Origin of the sequence: Bradyrhizobium sp. SYSU BS000235 (genome assembly GCF_049747295.1) — a bacterium.
In the GTDB taxonomy this organism is placed as follows: domain Bacteria; phylum Pseudomonadota; class Alphaproteobacteria; order Rhizobiales; family Xanthobacteraceae; genus Afipia.
Map to the genome: position 1 here is coordinate 1 of NZ_JBMHJM010000003.1, position 14273 is coordinate 14273.

A 14273-nucleotide genomic window follows, 5' to 3' on the forward strand; every position below is an offset into this window, starting at 1 on the left:
GATCCACATCGACTGGATGATCGGCACGAACCAGACCGATATCGACGGCATTTATGCGGATGGGCGTCGGGTGCCCGTGTTCCGCAAGGGTGAATGGGCTACTGGCGTATAGCCAAAGCGTCATTACTGTCCCCGTGTCCTCGTCGCATCCCGAAAAGCCCGTCATCCGCAAAAAACGGATCCGACAAAGCTGGCGGACGGCGGCTCGTTCCGCTCGTCGCTGGCAAGGCATCCGGTGGGCCCGAGGGAAACTAACCACTGTGCCTATGGCGGTACGGATCGCTCTTATCGTAGCGATCATTCTCACGGCGGCAACGTTGTCGAACATCGCTTATCAGGTGATCCGCAAGCCGACCGAGCTGTTCTTTTTCGTCGGCCGGGCGCTCGACAAGATGCCGGGTGAAACCTGGCGGCAGTACGGCCTCCTCTTTCGCAAGTATTCCACCGACGCCGTCACGCCCGAGTTGCTTGCTGCCCTGGCGCAAATCGAGAGCGCAGGCAACCCGGTGGCGCGCACCTATTGGCGGTGGCAGCTAACCTGGAACCCTTTCGGGCTATACAAGCCTGCGTCGAGCTCCGTTGGCCTCTATCAAATGACCGATGCGGCCTACGCCGAGGCCAGCCGGTTTTGCGTCCGCCGTCATACAGTCGTGGATGCCGACTGCGGGTTCAACAGTCTCTATATCCGCGGGATACCAAGCCACGCCATCGAGCTCGCCGCGGTGTACCTCGATCGCAATGTCAAAACGGTTCTCGCCACCACACCGGGCAAGACCGCGAGCCCGCAGGAGAAGCAGAATCTTGCCGCGCTCATCCATCTCTGCGGCGCCAGACCGGCTCGGGCGTTCGTGCGACGCGGCTTCCATGCGATGGCCGGCGAGCGCTGCGGCGATCACCTCGTCGCGGCCTACCTCGCCAAGGTCAATGGAATGAAGCAACAATTCTTGCGCCTCGCTGCCAACAACGAGAATTAGGCGAACGACGAGCGCGGTAGATTTCGCGGTTTTTTGTGCTGATCTAAGGTCTGCCCAGGCCTCCTTCTGAATAGCTCAGAGCTTGCTACGCTCCATCGCCAGTTCGACCTTGAGACTATCCAGATCACGGAAGATCGATGCCACGGCCAGCACGCGGCCCTTGAGCTTGTATTCGAGCAGGCAGTCTTTCGCCGCGATGTCACCATGGACGGCGATTTCATCCCAGCGCTCGGCGTGTCCGACATAGTTGATCGGCACGTCGTAGTGCTGGCTCCAGAAGAACGGAACCGCGTCGAAGGCCTTACTGACGCCCAGCATGTTCCGTGCCGCGGCTTGACCTTGACGCTCGGCAACAACCCAGTGCTCGACCCGGATGTTCTCTCCCGAATGCGGATCCGGCCAGCGCGCGATATCGCCGGCCGCATAGATGCCCGGAACACTGGTTTCAAGATAGCGATCGACCAGGACGCCGCGATCCACCTTGATACCCGCGCGCTCGGCAAGCCCAACACGAGGCTGTACGCCAATGCCGGCGACGACAACATCGGCTTGCAGATCGCCGCCGCTTTTGAGCTTGGTCCCGCCCTTCTCGATGGCGACGACACCATCGTCGAGATGGAAGATAACGCCGTGCTCCTCATGCAGGCGGCGGATGAATTGCCCCATGTCGGGTCCGAGAACACGCTCCATCGGGATTTTCTCGGGAGCGACAACATGAACCTCGATGTCGCGCGCCCGCAACGCCGCCGCCGTCTCAAGGCCGATAAAACTCGAACCGATCACCACTGCCCGGCGCGCATCTTTTATCGCCGCGATGATGGCACGGCTGTCGGCCAGCGTGCGCAGCGTATGCACATGCGGCAAGTCCGATCCCGGAATGGTCAGACGGCGCGGCTCGGCGCCGGTCGCGAGCAGCAGGCGACCATACGACACCGCCTCTCCGCTCTTCAGCCTGACTTGGCGCGCGCCGGGATCAATCGCAGTCACTTCGGTCCCGAGTTGCAGATTGATCCCAGCATCCCGATAGTAATCGTCGGGCCGCAGCGGCATCCAATCTTCAGGGGCATTGCCGGCGAGATAATCCTTCGACGCATTGGGACGATCGATCGGCGCGGCCGCTTCCTGCGACAGCATCACGAGTTCGCCGCTGAAATTCTCGCGTCGGAGCATTTCGGCTGCGGCGAATCCTGCTGCCCCTCCTCCGATAATCACAATCTTATCCGGGCCTGCTTTTGATTTAGGCGCGGGTGCGCTGCCTGCGTCCACCTTGTCACCTACGAAGACCGTGTCACCACGCTCCTCGATTTTCCAGCAGTCGATGGGATTGAATGCCGGTGCGCGAACCGCTTCGCCGTTGCGCAAATTGAAACAGGCGTGGTGCCAGGGACAGCGGATAGTGTCACCGACAACGAGGCCGTCCGCGAGCGGACCATGGTAATGCGTACAGTGAGCGCCGACAGCGAAGATGCCACTCTCACCGCGGACCAGAAGCACCTGCTCCTCGCCGACGTGGCCGAGCAACTTGCCCTCTGCCAGCTCCGTCAGCTTGACGCCCTTGCTCAGATCAGGACCTTCTGGCGCGGTCTGTTCGTTCATCACCATCTCCCGTTGCGGACGCGACCTGATCAGGCCCAGACTATACCGCGAGACTGATAAATTCCTGACGTGTGGTCGGATTGTCGCGGAAGCAACCCAGCATCCGGCTCGTGACCAGATCGGTATCCGGCTTGTGAACGCCGCGCGTGGTCATACAGTGATGCCTTGCCTTGATGATGACGCCGACGCCTTGCGGCTTCAAGACCTCATTGATCGTGTTCGCGATCTGGGCAGTCATCTTTTCCTGAATTTGCAGCCGCTTGGCGTAGATTTCGACCACCCGTGCAAGCTTGCTGATGCCGACGACGCGACCGTTTGGAATATAGGCAACCCAGGCCTGACCGATGATCGGCGCCATGTGATGCTCGCAATGGCTTTCGAAACGGATGTTACGTAGACTGATCATCTCGTCATATCCTTCGATTTCCTCGAAGGTCTTTTTCAAAACTTCGACCGGATTCATCGAATAACCGACGAAGAACTCCTCGAACGCGCGCGCGACACGATGCGGGGTCTCCGCGAGTCCGTTCCGATCCGGATCATCGCCCGTCCAACGAACCAGGGTGCGCACTGCCGCCTCAACTTCGGCCCGATCGGGCTTGGAATTGGTTGTCGTCCGCCGATCATCAAGCATCTGCACATTTGAAGCCGTTGTTGAGGTCATGAATGGAATCTCCTGCTGCCGGTCAACTCCCGCTTTAGATGGCACCCGGCCGAAAAGGTTCCCAAGAAATTTCGGGCAAATTCACGCTCGATAACCATGGGTCGATGTGAACGCAAAAAAAAGTGGCGGGACACTCCCGCCACTGCACACATTCAAGGCTGGTCACATTCAAGGCTGGCGCGATCGCTTCCGCGGTGGCGCTACTTCCTCCTTCGCGGGCAGGATGCCATTCAGCGCCAAGGCGACATGTTGGCGAATGAAGGCTTCCGAGAGCGGCTGATGCCCAACCAGGAGCCGGTAGTAAAGCGGGGCATAAAGCAGGTCGAGAACAACGTCCGGATCCGCTTTGCGGATGAGCTTCTTGGCGATCGCGCGTTTCACGAGTTCGATGCCCTGCTGGCGGCGGGCGAGAACATAGCCATCACGAAACGCCTGCGCGATCTCCGGGTCGGACTGCCCTTCTGCGATAAGAGCGCAGATCATGCTCCCAATGGCGCCATGAAATTCCATGGCCATTGTGTTGAGCCGGTCGAAGATGCTCTTTGCCTCCAGCTCCTCCGGATATGGCAGCGCATACCGCGCCTCGCGCAGGAAAGCCGACATAATCACCGAGGCCCGGTTGGGCCACCATTTGTAGATCGTTGCCTTGCTGACCTTGGCCCGCGCCGCGATGGCTTCGACCGTTGTTGCCTGCAGCCCTTCCCGAAGAAGCAGATCATAGGCGGCATCGAGGACGGCTTTTTCAGCCTCGGAACTGCGCTTGCGGCCGCGCGGCAGCTTTGTGGGTTCGTCTGGTTTCTCGATTGACGTCATAGGCCTTGCCATTTAAAAACTAAACGTTCAGTTTAGAAATAGATGTTGGATGAAGACCGCCGGGCGTGGTGGGAACCTTCCAGCAAACCGCGGACAGCCCGGCTCCCGGGACTGCCCGAATTCCAAAGCCATGAAACTGCACGTGCGCAGCGAAGACGCGCGGCAGCTTCAGACAACATTGGCGAAAACATAAGCTTGGGGAAGCGACCATGGTCTCAGATTCAATCAGCAGTGATACGATCAAGCGCGTCTATGTGCGTATCATGCCGTTCCTTATCCTTTGCTACATCGTAGCGTTTCTTGATCGCGTGAACCTCGGCTTTGCCGCGCTGCATATGAACACCGATCTGGGATTCACCCCCTACGTTTACGGTCTTGGCGCCGGCATCTTCTCTCTTGGCTATTTCGTTTTCGAGGTGCCGAGCAACCTCGCACTCCACAAAGTCGGCGCGCGAATCTGGATTCCCCGCATCATGATCACGTGGGGTATCATATCCGCAGGGTTCGCCTTTGTTTATAATGAAAATTCCTTTTACGTCATGCGGTTCTTGCTTGGAGCCGCTGAAGCCGGCTTCTTCCCGGGCATCGTTTTCTATCTCAGCAAATGGTTCCCTTCGCGGTTACTCGGCGGTGCCACTGCTATCTTCATCCTTGGACTCCCGGTCTCGGTTCTCATTGGCGCGCCTGTTTCCACAGTGCTGCTCGAAACAATGGGAGGCATGGCGGGACTCAAGAACTGGCAATGGATGTTCGTGGTTGAAGGCGTCCTCTCCGTCGTGGTCGGCATCGTCGCCTATTTCGTGCTGACCAAAGGCCCGGAGGATGCACGGTGGCTTACACATGAACAGCGAGACTGGCTCGTTCGAACCCTTGCCGCCGAGAAGGCCGCGAAGGAGCAGGTGAAGAGTTATGGTGTCGTGGAGACGCCGATGAGCGGCAAGGTCCTGCTGCTCGCATTCGCGATCTTCTGCAATATCGGCGCGCTGTTCGGGGTCACGTTGTGGATGCCGCAAATCATCAAGGGTTTTGGCGGCCTCTCGAACACCCAGGCGGGGCTCCTGACGGCAGTCCCCTACTTCTGCGCCGGCGTCGCCATGGTCCTCAACGGATGGCATTCCGATAAGACAGGAGAGCGCCGCTTTCACATCCTCATTCCAGCCTGTATCGGCGGGCTCAGCCTGGCGATGGCCGGGTTTTCGCAATCACCGCTCGCCGGTATGATTGCCATTTGCATCGGCGCGTCCGGTATATTGGCGTCGAACATCCTGTTCTGGCCGTTGCCCAGCACGTTCCTGACGGGCGCCGCCGCCGCAGCGGGCATCGGTCTCGTCAACTCGGTCGGCAACCTCGGCGGTTTCGTTGGGCCCTACATCAACGGTTGGGCCAAGGAATACTTCGGGGATTACAGCGCCAGCATGTGCGTGCTCGGCGGAATGGTGGCGCTCTACGGCGTTATCATTTGCACCTTCCTGACGGTCAACGCACGGACGGCCGCCGGCGCGCGGACACAGTTCGCGCCGCTCCAACCGGCAAAAGCAGACTAAACCCGATGTTACACGGCGCTTGTGCGAGCCTGCTGGATGCCAACCTCGCCAAGCGCCGTTTGCCGGATTCAGGAACACTCAAGTTCTTCGATCCCGGCACACCGAAGCTTGAGGATTTTCGATGAACAAGGTCGCCCGCATGGATTCAACCAAGCCAAGGAGCGATCGCACCGCGACCGTTATTTCGATCCTGAGCCAACGCTTCGGCGATCAATTGTCGTGCAATCCCGTCATTCGGGAGCAACACGCCAACTCCACCTCCTGGCATCCGATCAAAACGCCTGATGCGGTCTTCTTCGCTCGATCGACGGAGGATGTCGCCGAGGTCGTCAAGCTTTGTGCTGCGCATGCCGTACCAATCATTCCCTACGGCACCGGAACCTCACTCGAAGCCGGCGTCAACGCGCCGTTCGGTGGAATCACGCTCGATCTCAGTCAGATGAACGCTGTCCTCGCGGTCAATGAAGACGACATGGATTGTGTGGTCCAAGCCGGCGTGACGAGGAAACAACTCAATACGCATCTTCGCTCGACCGGGCTGCATTTCCCGATCGATCCCGGCGCGGATGCATCCATCGGCGGTATGGCCTCGACCCGGGCATCGGGCACCAGTGCCGTACGCTACGGCACAATGAAGGACAACATCCTTGCGCTCACCGTGGTCATGCCGGACGGCACCATCTGCAAGACTGGAACCCGCGCCCGGAAGTCGTCGGCCGGCTACGACATGACCCGCCTCTTCATCGGCGCGGAAGGGACGCTCGGTGTCATCACCGAATTGACCGTCAAGCTCCACGGAATTCCACCAACGATCGCTGTCGCTGTTTGCGCATTTCCCGATCTTGCGTCGGCCTGCAACACGGTGATTGCCAGCATTCGCTATGGTCTGACGCTCGGGCGCATCGAACTGCTTGACGAGGTGCAGATCCGGGCCTGCAACGCCTATTCCAAGCTGACGATGCAGGAAAAGCCGACGCTCTTCGTTGAATTCGGCGGCTCGGAGAACGCCGTTGCCGAGCAAGTCCAGCTGTTTCGCGAATTGGCCGATGAATTCGGCTGTGAGTCCTTCGAGAACGCGTCGAGCCCCGAAGAACGTTCGCGTCTCTGGACTGCCCGGCACGATGTCTACTGGGCCTGCCTCCAACTGCGGCCCGGATCAAAATTCATCGCAACCGACGTGTGCGTTCCGATCTCGCGGCTGGCAGACTGCATGGTTGAAACCCACGCGGACATCGAGACAACCGGTTTGGTTGCTCCCATTGTCGGACACGTCGGCGACGGCAATTTTCATGTCTCGGTGATGGCCAATACCGACGACGCCGAGGAAATGGCAAAGACCAAATCCTTCATCGACCGCCTCAACCGCCGCGCCATCGCCATGGACGGGACGTGCACCGGCGAGCATGGCATCGGCGAAGGCAAGCGCGAATTTCTCAAGGAAGAACTCGGCGCAACCGTTACTTACATGCGTCAGCTCAAGGCGACGCTGGACCCGCACAACATCATGAATCCGGGGAAAATCTTCGACCTCTGATTGTCCCCGGAAATATCGAGACGCCACCACATAAGGACTTCCATGCACTTCGCCATTCTCTGCCATGACAAGCCGTCGAGCACCGCGCTGCGTGCGAGCATACGTCCATCCCATCTCGACTATTTGAAACCCTACCTTGACAAGATCGTCTTCGCAGGCCCCCTGCTCGCCGACGATGGTGAAACCTCGATCGGCGGCCTCGTCGTGATCGATTGTCCGGACCTTCCGTCTGCAAAGAACTTCGCTCATAATGATCCGTATGCGCTTGGGGGCCTGTTTCACTCCGTCGAAGTCCGACCCTGGCGCAAGGTCTTCCCCGCAGATACCTGAAACTGCTCTCTCACCTCATACGGAACGCCCCGATGTCATCCTCCAAACATAACCGCAACTTTATGTCCGAGCGGCGCAAAGCCGGTGCCGCAATCGTCGTAACCGGTGCGGCTGGCGGCATTGGCGGAGGCATCGCAAGACGCTTGCTCGCGGACGGTTGGCGCGTGGTGGCAACGGACCTGAACGCCACAACCCTCGCAGAGCTGCAATCGCAAACCGGCAGCAGCCAGTTGGTCACCATGCCGCTGGATGTCGCCAAAGCAGACGATATCCGAAAGACCGCGGCCTCGCTCAAAGAACGGCAAATTGCGGTTGCCGGCCTCGTTAATGCGGCAGGCCTGCTGCAGGACATCAAATCGTTCATGGCAATGGACGAAGCTGCTCAACGTCATATCTGGGACGTGAATTACTTCGGTGCCGTCACATGTACGCAGGTCTTCGCAGCATCGATGATGTCGGACGGCGGTGGGTCGATCATCAACATCACGTCGATCAATGAAACGCGCCCTCTCCCCCTGCACGCTTATGCTCCGACAAAGGTCGCGCTCGGTTCGCTGACGACCCTGACCGCAGGCGAGTTCGGCCCCAAGGGCGTACGCGTCAATTCGATCGCACCGGGCTTCACCCTGACGCCGATCATGCGTGAGAAGATCGCAAGCGGGAAACGAAACGTCAGCGCGATCGAGAATGCCACGGCGATGCGGCGGCTGGTCGAGATCGACGAAATCGCCGGCGTCGCAAGCTTCCTGATGTCCGACGATGCCAGCGCTGTCTCCGGTGCGTCCATTCCAGTCGATGCAGGCTGGCTTGCGACGTCCTACTGGATGAATTTCGGCGAGCTGCTGGACTCGTAACCGCACATTCAACACAGGCGGCATCGCGACGATCGCCGATCGTCGCGATGTGCCCGCCTTAGAAGATACTGTATCCGCCGTCGATCACGATACAGTCGCCGGTGTGATAGGCCGATGCCTGGCTCATCAAATAAACGCCGATGCCGCCGAAATCCTTTGGTTGGCCGAAGCGTCGCACCGGAATGCGCGGAACAGCCGCCGCCATGAACTTGTCGTTGGCTTGCAGGCCCTCTGTCATTTCGGTGTTGATCCATCCGGGCAGGATGGCGTTGGCCGTGACACCGTAGCGCGCATGCTCGACCGCCAGTGCCTGTATCAGCGAATTGATCGCGGATTTGGAGGCCGCGTAATGTTCGTTGCGCGCCGTACCAAACAGTGAAGCCATGCTCGAGGTCGCCACCAGCCGCCCGAATCCATCGCCCTGCGATGCGCGCGCGACCATATGGCGTACGACCGGCTGGAAAGCATGAAACACGCCATCGAGATTGACGGAAAACATGCGTCGCCAGTCTTCCTCGGTCCGCTCGGCAAACGGCGTGCGGCCACCGCCGCCGATCCCCGCATTCGCGAAGCAGCCGTCGATCCGGCCGAACTGCTTCAGCGTCGCTTCAGTTGCCTGTTCGGTTTGATCGCGTACCGCGACGTCGCAAACAATCGACTGCACCTTATCGCTAAAGGCGCGAAGCCGCGTTTCGGCCGCAGCGTTCTTCTCGGCATTACGCCCCCAGATCGAGACCGCACAGCCCTGCTCAGCCAGCGCCTCTGCAATCCCCAGGCCTATGCCGCCATTGCCGCCGGTGACAATCGCCACGCGACCGCTCAAATCGAACATGTTGGCCATCGGCCGCCCTCCTCAATCGATTGTTCAAAAAATGGCCTGATCCCTCCGGATCAGGCCACTCCGATAACATCAGCCGGGCGTTTTCAGAAGGGGTTGACGCAATTTCGCCGAAGGGCGTGGAAGTTATTTGGATCCGTTAGGTCAAGGCTGCCAATCTTGCGCGCACAGGTTTTCCGCCCGATCCGCTGTCGAGTGGGATGTCGCAACTCACAATGAACTTCTCATTCCGTCGATCGAGAGACAGCCGTCCGCCGAGAGCCAGGACACGCTCGCTCATTCCCTTCAAGCCTCGGCCCGGTACGATGCTGTTGGGTTTGCCGTGACCGTCGTCGATGACAGCGAGTTTTAACATCGGGCTCGGGGAATCGTCCGCCCGCGTGACGTTGGCCGTTATCGATACGTTACGTGCACCCGCGTGACGGACCACATTGGTAACGGCCTCCTGTACCACGCGATAAGCAGTTTCAGCGACCAGATCGCTGACCTGGTCGATGGCCGCATCAAGGTGACAACTCGCCTCGACCTGCGCGGCAATCAGTGCCGGACTGTCGGCAAGAGACCGCAGACTGCGCACGAGTCCCAGTTCCTCCAGGTGCGCAGGCTTCACCCGATCAAGGATGCGCCGGTGGCTCTCGTGCAGTTGCTCCAGCAGCGCGGCAATGATCTCCACCCGCGACAGAACCTCAGGCCGAAGCGGCGACATTTCCAGGCCGGCAATGTTCGAACGCAGTGCGAACAGGAGCGGACCCAATTCGTCATGCAGATCACGCGAGATTTCCTTACGCTCCATATCCTGTGCCGAGACGATTTCGGTCAGCAGATTGCGATTCTGGTCAGCCAGGGTTTTCAGCTTAGAACCCAGCGCGTCCAATTGACGGCAGCTTCTCTGCAGTTCCGGGGCGCAAATTCCGGCGACTCTCGCGTCGTAGTTGCCATCGTAAAGTTCGCTGATGACGTTAGAAACGGCGTGAAGCGGCTGCAAGGTCGAGCGTACAGTCATACTTGCAATCAGCGCACAGGACGGAATGATTAAGAGCGCCAGAACAATCAAGGTCAGGAAGGCTACCCACTTTTCGTAAACATCGGCTGAGACATCCACATCAGCAACAACGTGACCGCGCGTCTCCCCTTTGATTTGAACGGGAATTCGCAGAGTCTGCATATCGCCCTGCACGAGATGTTCGAACCACGTCGGGACGGTGTCAAACCGCTTGATGGGCGTTTGTGGGGTGGCACCAGTCTCTTCGAACCGCAAGGACGCGGTCCCCCCATTCAGGGACGCTGCAAGGGTCTTCAGCACGGGCTCCGGATCGGACGCGGCCGCAAGCGCTGCGTTCAGGGCTTGCGCCGCTTCCGTCGCTTCCTGCACCGCCGGCGCGCGTTCCTGGATCAGATGAACCCGCGAGAACATCAGAAGAGCCACGACGCATATAGCCAGCGTCCCCAATAGCATTGCCGATAGAGATACGGTCAACCGGCTTTGAAGCGACAGGTTCTGCCAGCGTGTCATGCTCTGCCCTTGTGTCCCGCTTGATCGGTTCTTACAGTCTGATGATGGCGACACGAAAGGGCCGCATCAAGGTATTGATCGTCGACGACCACCCCGTGGTGGTCTCCGGCTGTATCTCAATGCTTAATTCCGAACAGTTCGATGTGGTTTCCGCTTCCGACGCACTCTCCGGTTACCAGGCGTTTCGCAAGCAAAAGCCGACCGTCTCGCTGTTCGACGTCAAGCTGCCGGACGTCTCGGGTCTTGAGCTGCTGCGTAAGGTCCTTCGTTCCGATCCCGATGCCAAGGTCGTCATGTTCAGCATGAACGACGATCCTGCACTTGTGGTGCGGGCCATGGAACTCGGTGCCAGGGGCTACATCTGCAAGAGCAGCAATCCCCGCGCGCTGGCCGGTGCCATCAAGAGCGTTGCCGCCGGTGAAACCTTTCTTTCCTCGGAAGTCGCCGAGGCGACCAATGTTCCGAGCGCGTCCATTCGCGCCAATCCATTGTCGAAGCTTCGCCCGCGTGAGCTCGAAATCGTGCGGCTTCTCGCCAAAGGCAAGAAGATTGGCCAGGTCGCCGAGACCCTTGGTCTTTCTTACAAAACAGTCGCCAACACCACGTCGCTACTGAAGCAAAAACTCGGCGCGCAAAGTCATTCGGACCTGATTCGCCTCGCCTACGAATTGAGCCTGAACTGACGTTCTTGCAGTTCGCTCGCAACGGGACGATTCGGCAACGCATACCGGCGAGCCAAAGCTCAGTTCCTCATTCAGCCGACATTCATCTTCGACAACTGGCACCACATCGCGGCTTCATTTGGTCGCGCTTCTCGCCAGATTTTCTATCGAATGTTTTCGATTTCGGGAAAAAGTGGCAATTGCCCGGAACGTCCTCATCTTACCCGCGTTCGAACCTCCGATAGAAATCGACAGGGAGTGTTCCATGAAAGCTATTATTCTGGGAGGCGCGATCGCCAGCCTCATTGTTGGCTCGGCAATCGCACAAGCAACTGAATTCTATGTGGTGCAAGATTCGTCGACGAAGCGATGCACGATCGTTGACAAGAAGCCGACCACGACAACCACGGTCGTCGTCGGAAACGGTGTCTACAAGACCCGAACAGAGGCCGAAACGGCCATGAAGACCGTCAAGGTCTGCACCACCAACTGATATCGTTGAATTCGCAATTGCGCGACGCCGGACATGCAGGAGAGGTCCTGTCCTGTCCGCGGAAGCCTCTCGTTGCACGAAGGGATTATGCCCATGAAGACCAGGATATATCTGCTGACGACCGCTTTGGTCGCAGGCACCATTGCCATCGCACAGGCACAAAGTCCGAGCTCCCAGAGCCCGAACCAACGCCAGACGACATCCCCACCCGCCAAGCACATGGATGATTCCGCGGGCTCGACGCGCAGCACCGCCACCAAGGGAGCCGCCGGGCGATCCGATTCTGACCGGTCATCCGAGAGCAACCGATCCGACACAGGCAAATTTGACAGCGACAGATCGGACGCCGGCAAAGCCACCACAGGCACATCGACATCTGGCGCTGCGAATGATCAATCTCGCGATCAACCGCGCTCATCCGACAGTGCTCAGTCGCCGACACGAGATCGCTCCTCGAACGATAGCGCGCAGTCACGCGATCGCACGAATAACCGTGACGCGGATCGCTCGGACTCAAAGCATGACACACGCGACTCCGCGGATCGTGACAACCGTAATGGAACGAATACATCTCGGTCCGACAGCGATCGCCCAGCGACCAACCAGCAGACGGATCGCGGCCGCAACGGTGACACGGATCGAACCCGAACCTCGACCAATGTCGACGTCAACATCAACAGTCAGCAGCGCACCCGCATCAACCGCTCGATCGCGCGGCTGGACGTCAAGCCCATCACCAACGTGAACTTCTCGGTCTCTGTTGGGACGGTCGTGCCCCGTCATGTTCATCTCAGAACAATTCCTGCCGATATCGTCGAGATCGTGCCGCAATATCGCGGATATAATTTCTTCGTGGTCCGCGACGAGATCGTGATCGTTGAACCGTCGAGCTCAAGGATCGTGACCGTGATCCCGCGCAGCGGCGGCGGAAGCGCAGAGGCAGCGCCTCGTCAGCGAACAAAGTTCACCGAAAAGGATCGTGCGGCGGTTCGAAAGTATTCGCGCAGAAGCGAGCCGCGCACAACAGGATCGGCGGTGCGTAGCAGCCGTATCTCCGTCGGCGAACGCGTCCCCGCCAGCGTCGAACTGCAAAGCTTCCCTGAGGAGGTCTACGTCGATGCGCCCGAGCTGCGCGAGTATCGCTACCTCCGGCAGGAAAATCGAACCTACGTGATCGAGCCGCATGAGCGCACGATCATCGAGGAAATCGATTAACGCGACCGACACATCATTTTTCAGGAGAGAGGCATGAAAAAGATACTTATTGGAGCTTTGGCTATTGCAGCCACCGTTCTCGGCACATCTTCCGCGCCGGCACAGAACGGAGCGGCCGGCGGGGCCGTGGGAGGAGCAATCGTCGGAGGGACGGTTGGCGGCCCCGTCGGAGCAGCAGCAGGCGCTGCCGCTGGCGCAGTTGCAGGCGGCATCGCCGACGACACGCGTCCACGCTTCCACAGCTACGTGGTGGAACGGCATCATCCCTCCTATCACTATTCAGGCGATGTTCGGGTCGGTGCCGAGCTGCCAACGGCAGGCGTGACGTATTACGAGGTGCCGCGCGAATACGGCGCCACTCAATATCGCTACACTGTGGTGAATGACCGTACGGTTCTCGTCGATCCGAGAAGCCATCGCGTCATTCAAGTCATCGACTAACCGCAACTCGACAGGAGGCCCGGAGCCTCCTGTCCCAACCGTGGAGAGAGGGAGCGATGGACACAATCGACGTACAAGACGGCGGCGGCGTTTTTCCGCCGGAGAAAATCGACGAGATGCAGGCGGCATTGAACGAGGCGTTGTCGACGTTACCCGAACCGGTCAAAGCGCACACTGTTCAGATGCTCGCCCATTCCATCCTGCGTCTTGCCCAGGAACGGAATTGCGGAACCAAAGAACTGGCCCGCCTCGCGCTGCTGGAATTGCAGATACGTTAAACGACTATTCGTTCTTGTTTGGCACTTCCGAAACGCGAGGGCTTCCACACAACGGGCCGCAGACACTGTTCATGATCTTACCCCCTTCATTGAATTTGAAGGTGATGTGCAGCGGCTTCCCTTCGAAGCCCAAATAACGCACATCAAGGCCATCACTCACCGGGTGAATATCCTCGAGGAGGAAGCCCTCCGCGACCTTCCCGGACAGCTTTGGTCGCCAGTAGGCTTCAATCTCTGTAGCACCGCGATAGCTCCGGCCGTCACAGTTGCATTCGAGTGTGGCCTCCTGGTCGTAGAGCGCCAGAAGTGTCTTGAGGTCTGCCGCGCGACACGCATCAAGCCAATCGACAATGACTCCAATGGCATCGTAATTCGCCTGAAAGCTGTTCACGGTTCCCATCCCGCTCTGCCGCAGACTCTTTGGTTAATGAACCGCGAATGAATATCTCGTGAACATGCATACTGCATTCGGGTTAGTAGCCTCATAACGTGCACTGTGGTTCAATGCCTCATTGCCGAAACCA

At 59.0% G+C, this 14273-nt stretch carries 17 protein-coding genes; 11 read left to right on the forward strand and 6 right to left on the reverse strand.

Annotated elements, in window-relative coordinates; genetic code table 11:
- Together ACP0KA_RS26630 and ACP0KA_RS26635 are read left to right on the forward strand one after the other, a co-directional pair.
- Positions 1 to 112, forward strand: a 112-nt coding sequence (locus ACP0KA_RS26630; RefSeq protein ID WP_424632156.1) for an aminopeptidase, incomplete at its 5' end; no start/stop codon positions are given.
- A gap of 154 nt (positions 113 to 266) precedes the next feature.
- Positions 267 to 974 carry a transglycosylase SLT domain-containing protein gene (locus ACP0KA_RS26635; RefSeq protein ID WP_424631975.1) on the forward strand — a complete coding sequence of 236 codons (708 nt, stop codon included), beginning with the start codon at positions 267 to 269 and terminating at the stop codon, positions 972 to 974.
- Between the two features lie 75 nt (positions 975 to 1049).
- Here the strand turns inward: ACP0KA_RS26635 and ACP0KA_RS26640 are convergent, their stop codons facing one another.
- From ACP0KA_RS26640 to ACP0KA_RS26650, 3 genes are all read right to left on the reverse strand, one after another.
- The gene (locus tag ACP0KA_RS26640; RefSeq protein WP_424631976.1) at positions 1050 to 2570 is read right to left on the reverse strand and encodes an FAD-dependent oxidoreductase; all 1521 of its coding nucleotides are present in this window, start codon (positions 2568 to 2570) and stop codon (positions 1050 to 1052) included.
- A gap of 40 nt (positions 2571 to 2610) precedes the next feature.
- On the reverse strand, positions 2611 to 3204 hold the full coding sequence (gene folE, locus ACP0KA_RS26645) for a GTP cyclohydrolase I FolE (protein WP_424632157.1): 594 nt from the start codon (positions 3202 to 3204) through the stop codon (positions 2611 to 2613).
- A 198-nt stretch (positions 3205 to 3402) separates the two neighbouring features.
- Complete coding sequence (locus ACP0KA_RS26650; protein WP_424631977.1) at positions 3403 to 4047, reverse strand: TetR/AcrR family transcriptional regulator; 645 nt, start codon at positions 4045 to 4047, stop codon at positions 3403 to 3405.
- Positions 4048 to 4256: 209 nt separating this feature from the next.
- Here ACP0KA_RS26650 and ACP0KA_RS26655 point away from each other — a divergent pair, with 209 nt between their 5' ends.
- The 4 genes from ACP0KA_RS26655 to ACP0KA_RS26670 all read left to right on the forward strand — a co-directional run bounded on the left by ACP0KA_RS26655 (position 4257) and on the right by ACP0KA_RS26670 (position 8309).
- Positions 4257 to 5591, forward strand: coding sequence for an MFS transporter (locus ACP0KA_RS26655; protein WP_424631978.1), 1335 nt, complete (start codon positions 4257 to 4259; stop codon positions 5589 to 5591).
- Positions 5592 to 5712: 121 nt separating this feature from the next.
- The gene (locus tag ACP0KA_RS26660; protein WP_424631979.1) at positions 5713 to 7125 is read left to right on the forward strand and encodes an FAD-binding oxidoreductase; all 1413 of its coding nucleotides are present in this window, start codon (positions 5713 to 5715) and stop codon (positions 7123 to 7125) included.
- Between the two features lie 42 nt (positions 7126 to 7167).
- Positions 7168 to 7455 carry a YciI family protein gene (locus ACP0KA_RS26665; protein WP_424631980.1) on the forward strand — a complete coding sequence of 96 codons (288 nt, stop codon included), beginning with the start codon at positions 7168 to 7170 and terminating at the stop codon, positions 7453 to 7455.
- A gap of 32 nt (positions 7456 to 7487) precedes the next feature.
- Positions 7488 to 8309: an SDR family NAD(P)-dependent oxidoreductase gene (locus tag ACP0KA_RS26670; protein ID WP_424631981.1), complete on the forward strand. Its 822-nt coding sequence runs from the start codon at positions 7488 to 7490 to the stop codon at positions 8307 to 8309.
- Positions 8310 to 8367: 58 nt separating this feature from the next.
- On the opposite strand, the gene ACP0KA_RS26675 is transcribed toward ACP0KA_RS26670, so the two are convergent.
- Both ACP0KA_RS26675 and ACP0KA_RS26680 read right to left on the reverse strand, forming a co-directional pair.
- On the reverse strand, positions 8368 to 9150 hold the full coding sequence (locus tag ACP0KA_RS26675; RefSeq protein WP_424631982.1) for an SDR family NAD(P)-dependent oxidoreductase: 783 nt from the start codon (positions 9148 to 9150) through the stop codon (positions 8368 to 8370).
- A 136-nt stretch (positions 9151 to 9286) separates the two neighbouring features.
- Positions 9287 to 10660: a histidine kinase gene (locus ACP0KA_RS26680; protein WP_424631983.1), complete on the reverse strand. Its 1374-nt coding sequence runs from the start codon at positions 10658 to 10660 to the stop codon at positions 9287 to 9289.
- 41 nt (positions 10661 to 10701) lie between these two features.
- Here ACP0KA_RS26680 and ACP0KA_RS26685 point away from each other — a divergent pair, with 41 nt between their 5' ends.
- The 5 genes from ACP0KA_RS26685 to ACP0KA_RS26705 all read left to right on the forward strand — a co-directional run bounded on the left by ACP0KA_RS26685 (position 10702) and on the right by ACP0KA_RS26705 (position 13749).
- On the forward strand, positions 10702 to 11343 hold the full coding sequence (locus ACP0KA_RS26685; protein ID WP_424631984.1) for a response regulator: 642 nt from the start codon (positions 10702 to 10704) through the stop codon (positions 11341 to 11343).
- Between the two features lie 244 nt (positions 11344 to 11587).
- On the forward strand, positions 11588 to 11815 hold the full coding sequence (locus tag ACP0KA_RS26690) for a hypothetical protein (protein ID WP_424631985.1): 228 nt from the start codon (positions 11588 to 11590) through the stop codon (positions 11813 to 11815).
- 93 nt (positions 11816 to 11908) lie between these two features.
- Positions 11909 to 13030, forward strand: a complete 1122-nt coding sequence (locus tag ACP0KA_RS26695) for a DUF1236 domain-containing protein (protein ID WP_424631986.1) — start codon at positions 11909 to 11911, stop codon at positions 13028 to 13030.
- 33 nt (positions 13031 to 13063) lie between these two features.
- Positions 13064 to 13471, forward strand: coding sequence for a DUF1236 domain-containing protein (locus ACP0KA_RS26700; RefSeq protein ID WP_424631987.1), 408 nt, complete (start codon positions 13064 to 13066; stop codon positions 13469 to 13471).
- 56 nt (positions 13472 to 13527) lie between these two features.
- Positions 13528 to 13749, forward strand: a complete 222-nt coding sequence (locus tag ACP0KA_RS26705) for a hypothetical protein (RefSeq protein WP_424631988.1) — start codon at positions 13528 to 13530, stop codon at positions 13747 to 13749.
- Positions 13750 to 13753: 4 nt separating this feature from the next.
- Here ACP0KA_RS26705 and ACP0KA_RS26710 read toward each other — a convergent pair whose 3' ends face one another.
- A complete protein-coding gene (locus ACP0KA_RS26710; RefSeq protein WP_424631989.1) occupies positions 13754 to 14140 on the reverse strand; it encodes a YybH family protein in 387 nt (128 codons plus the stop codon).
- Positions 14141 to 14273 lie beyond the last annotated feature (133 nt).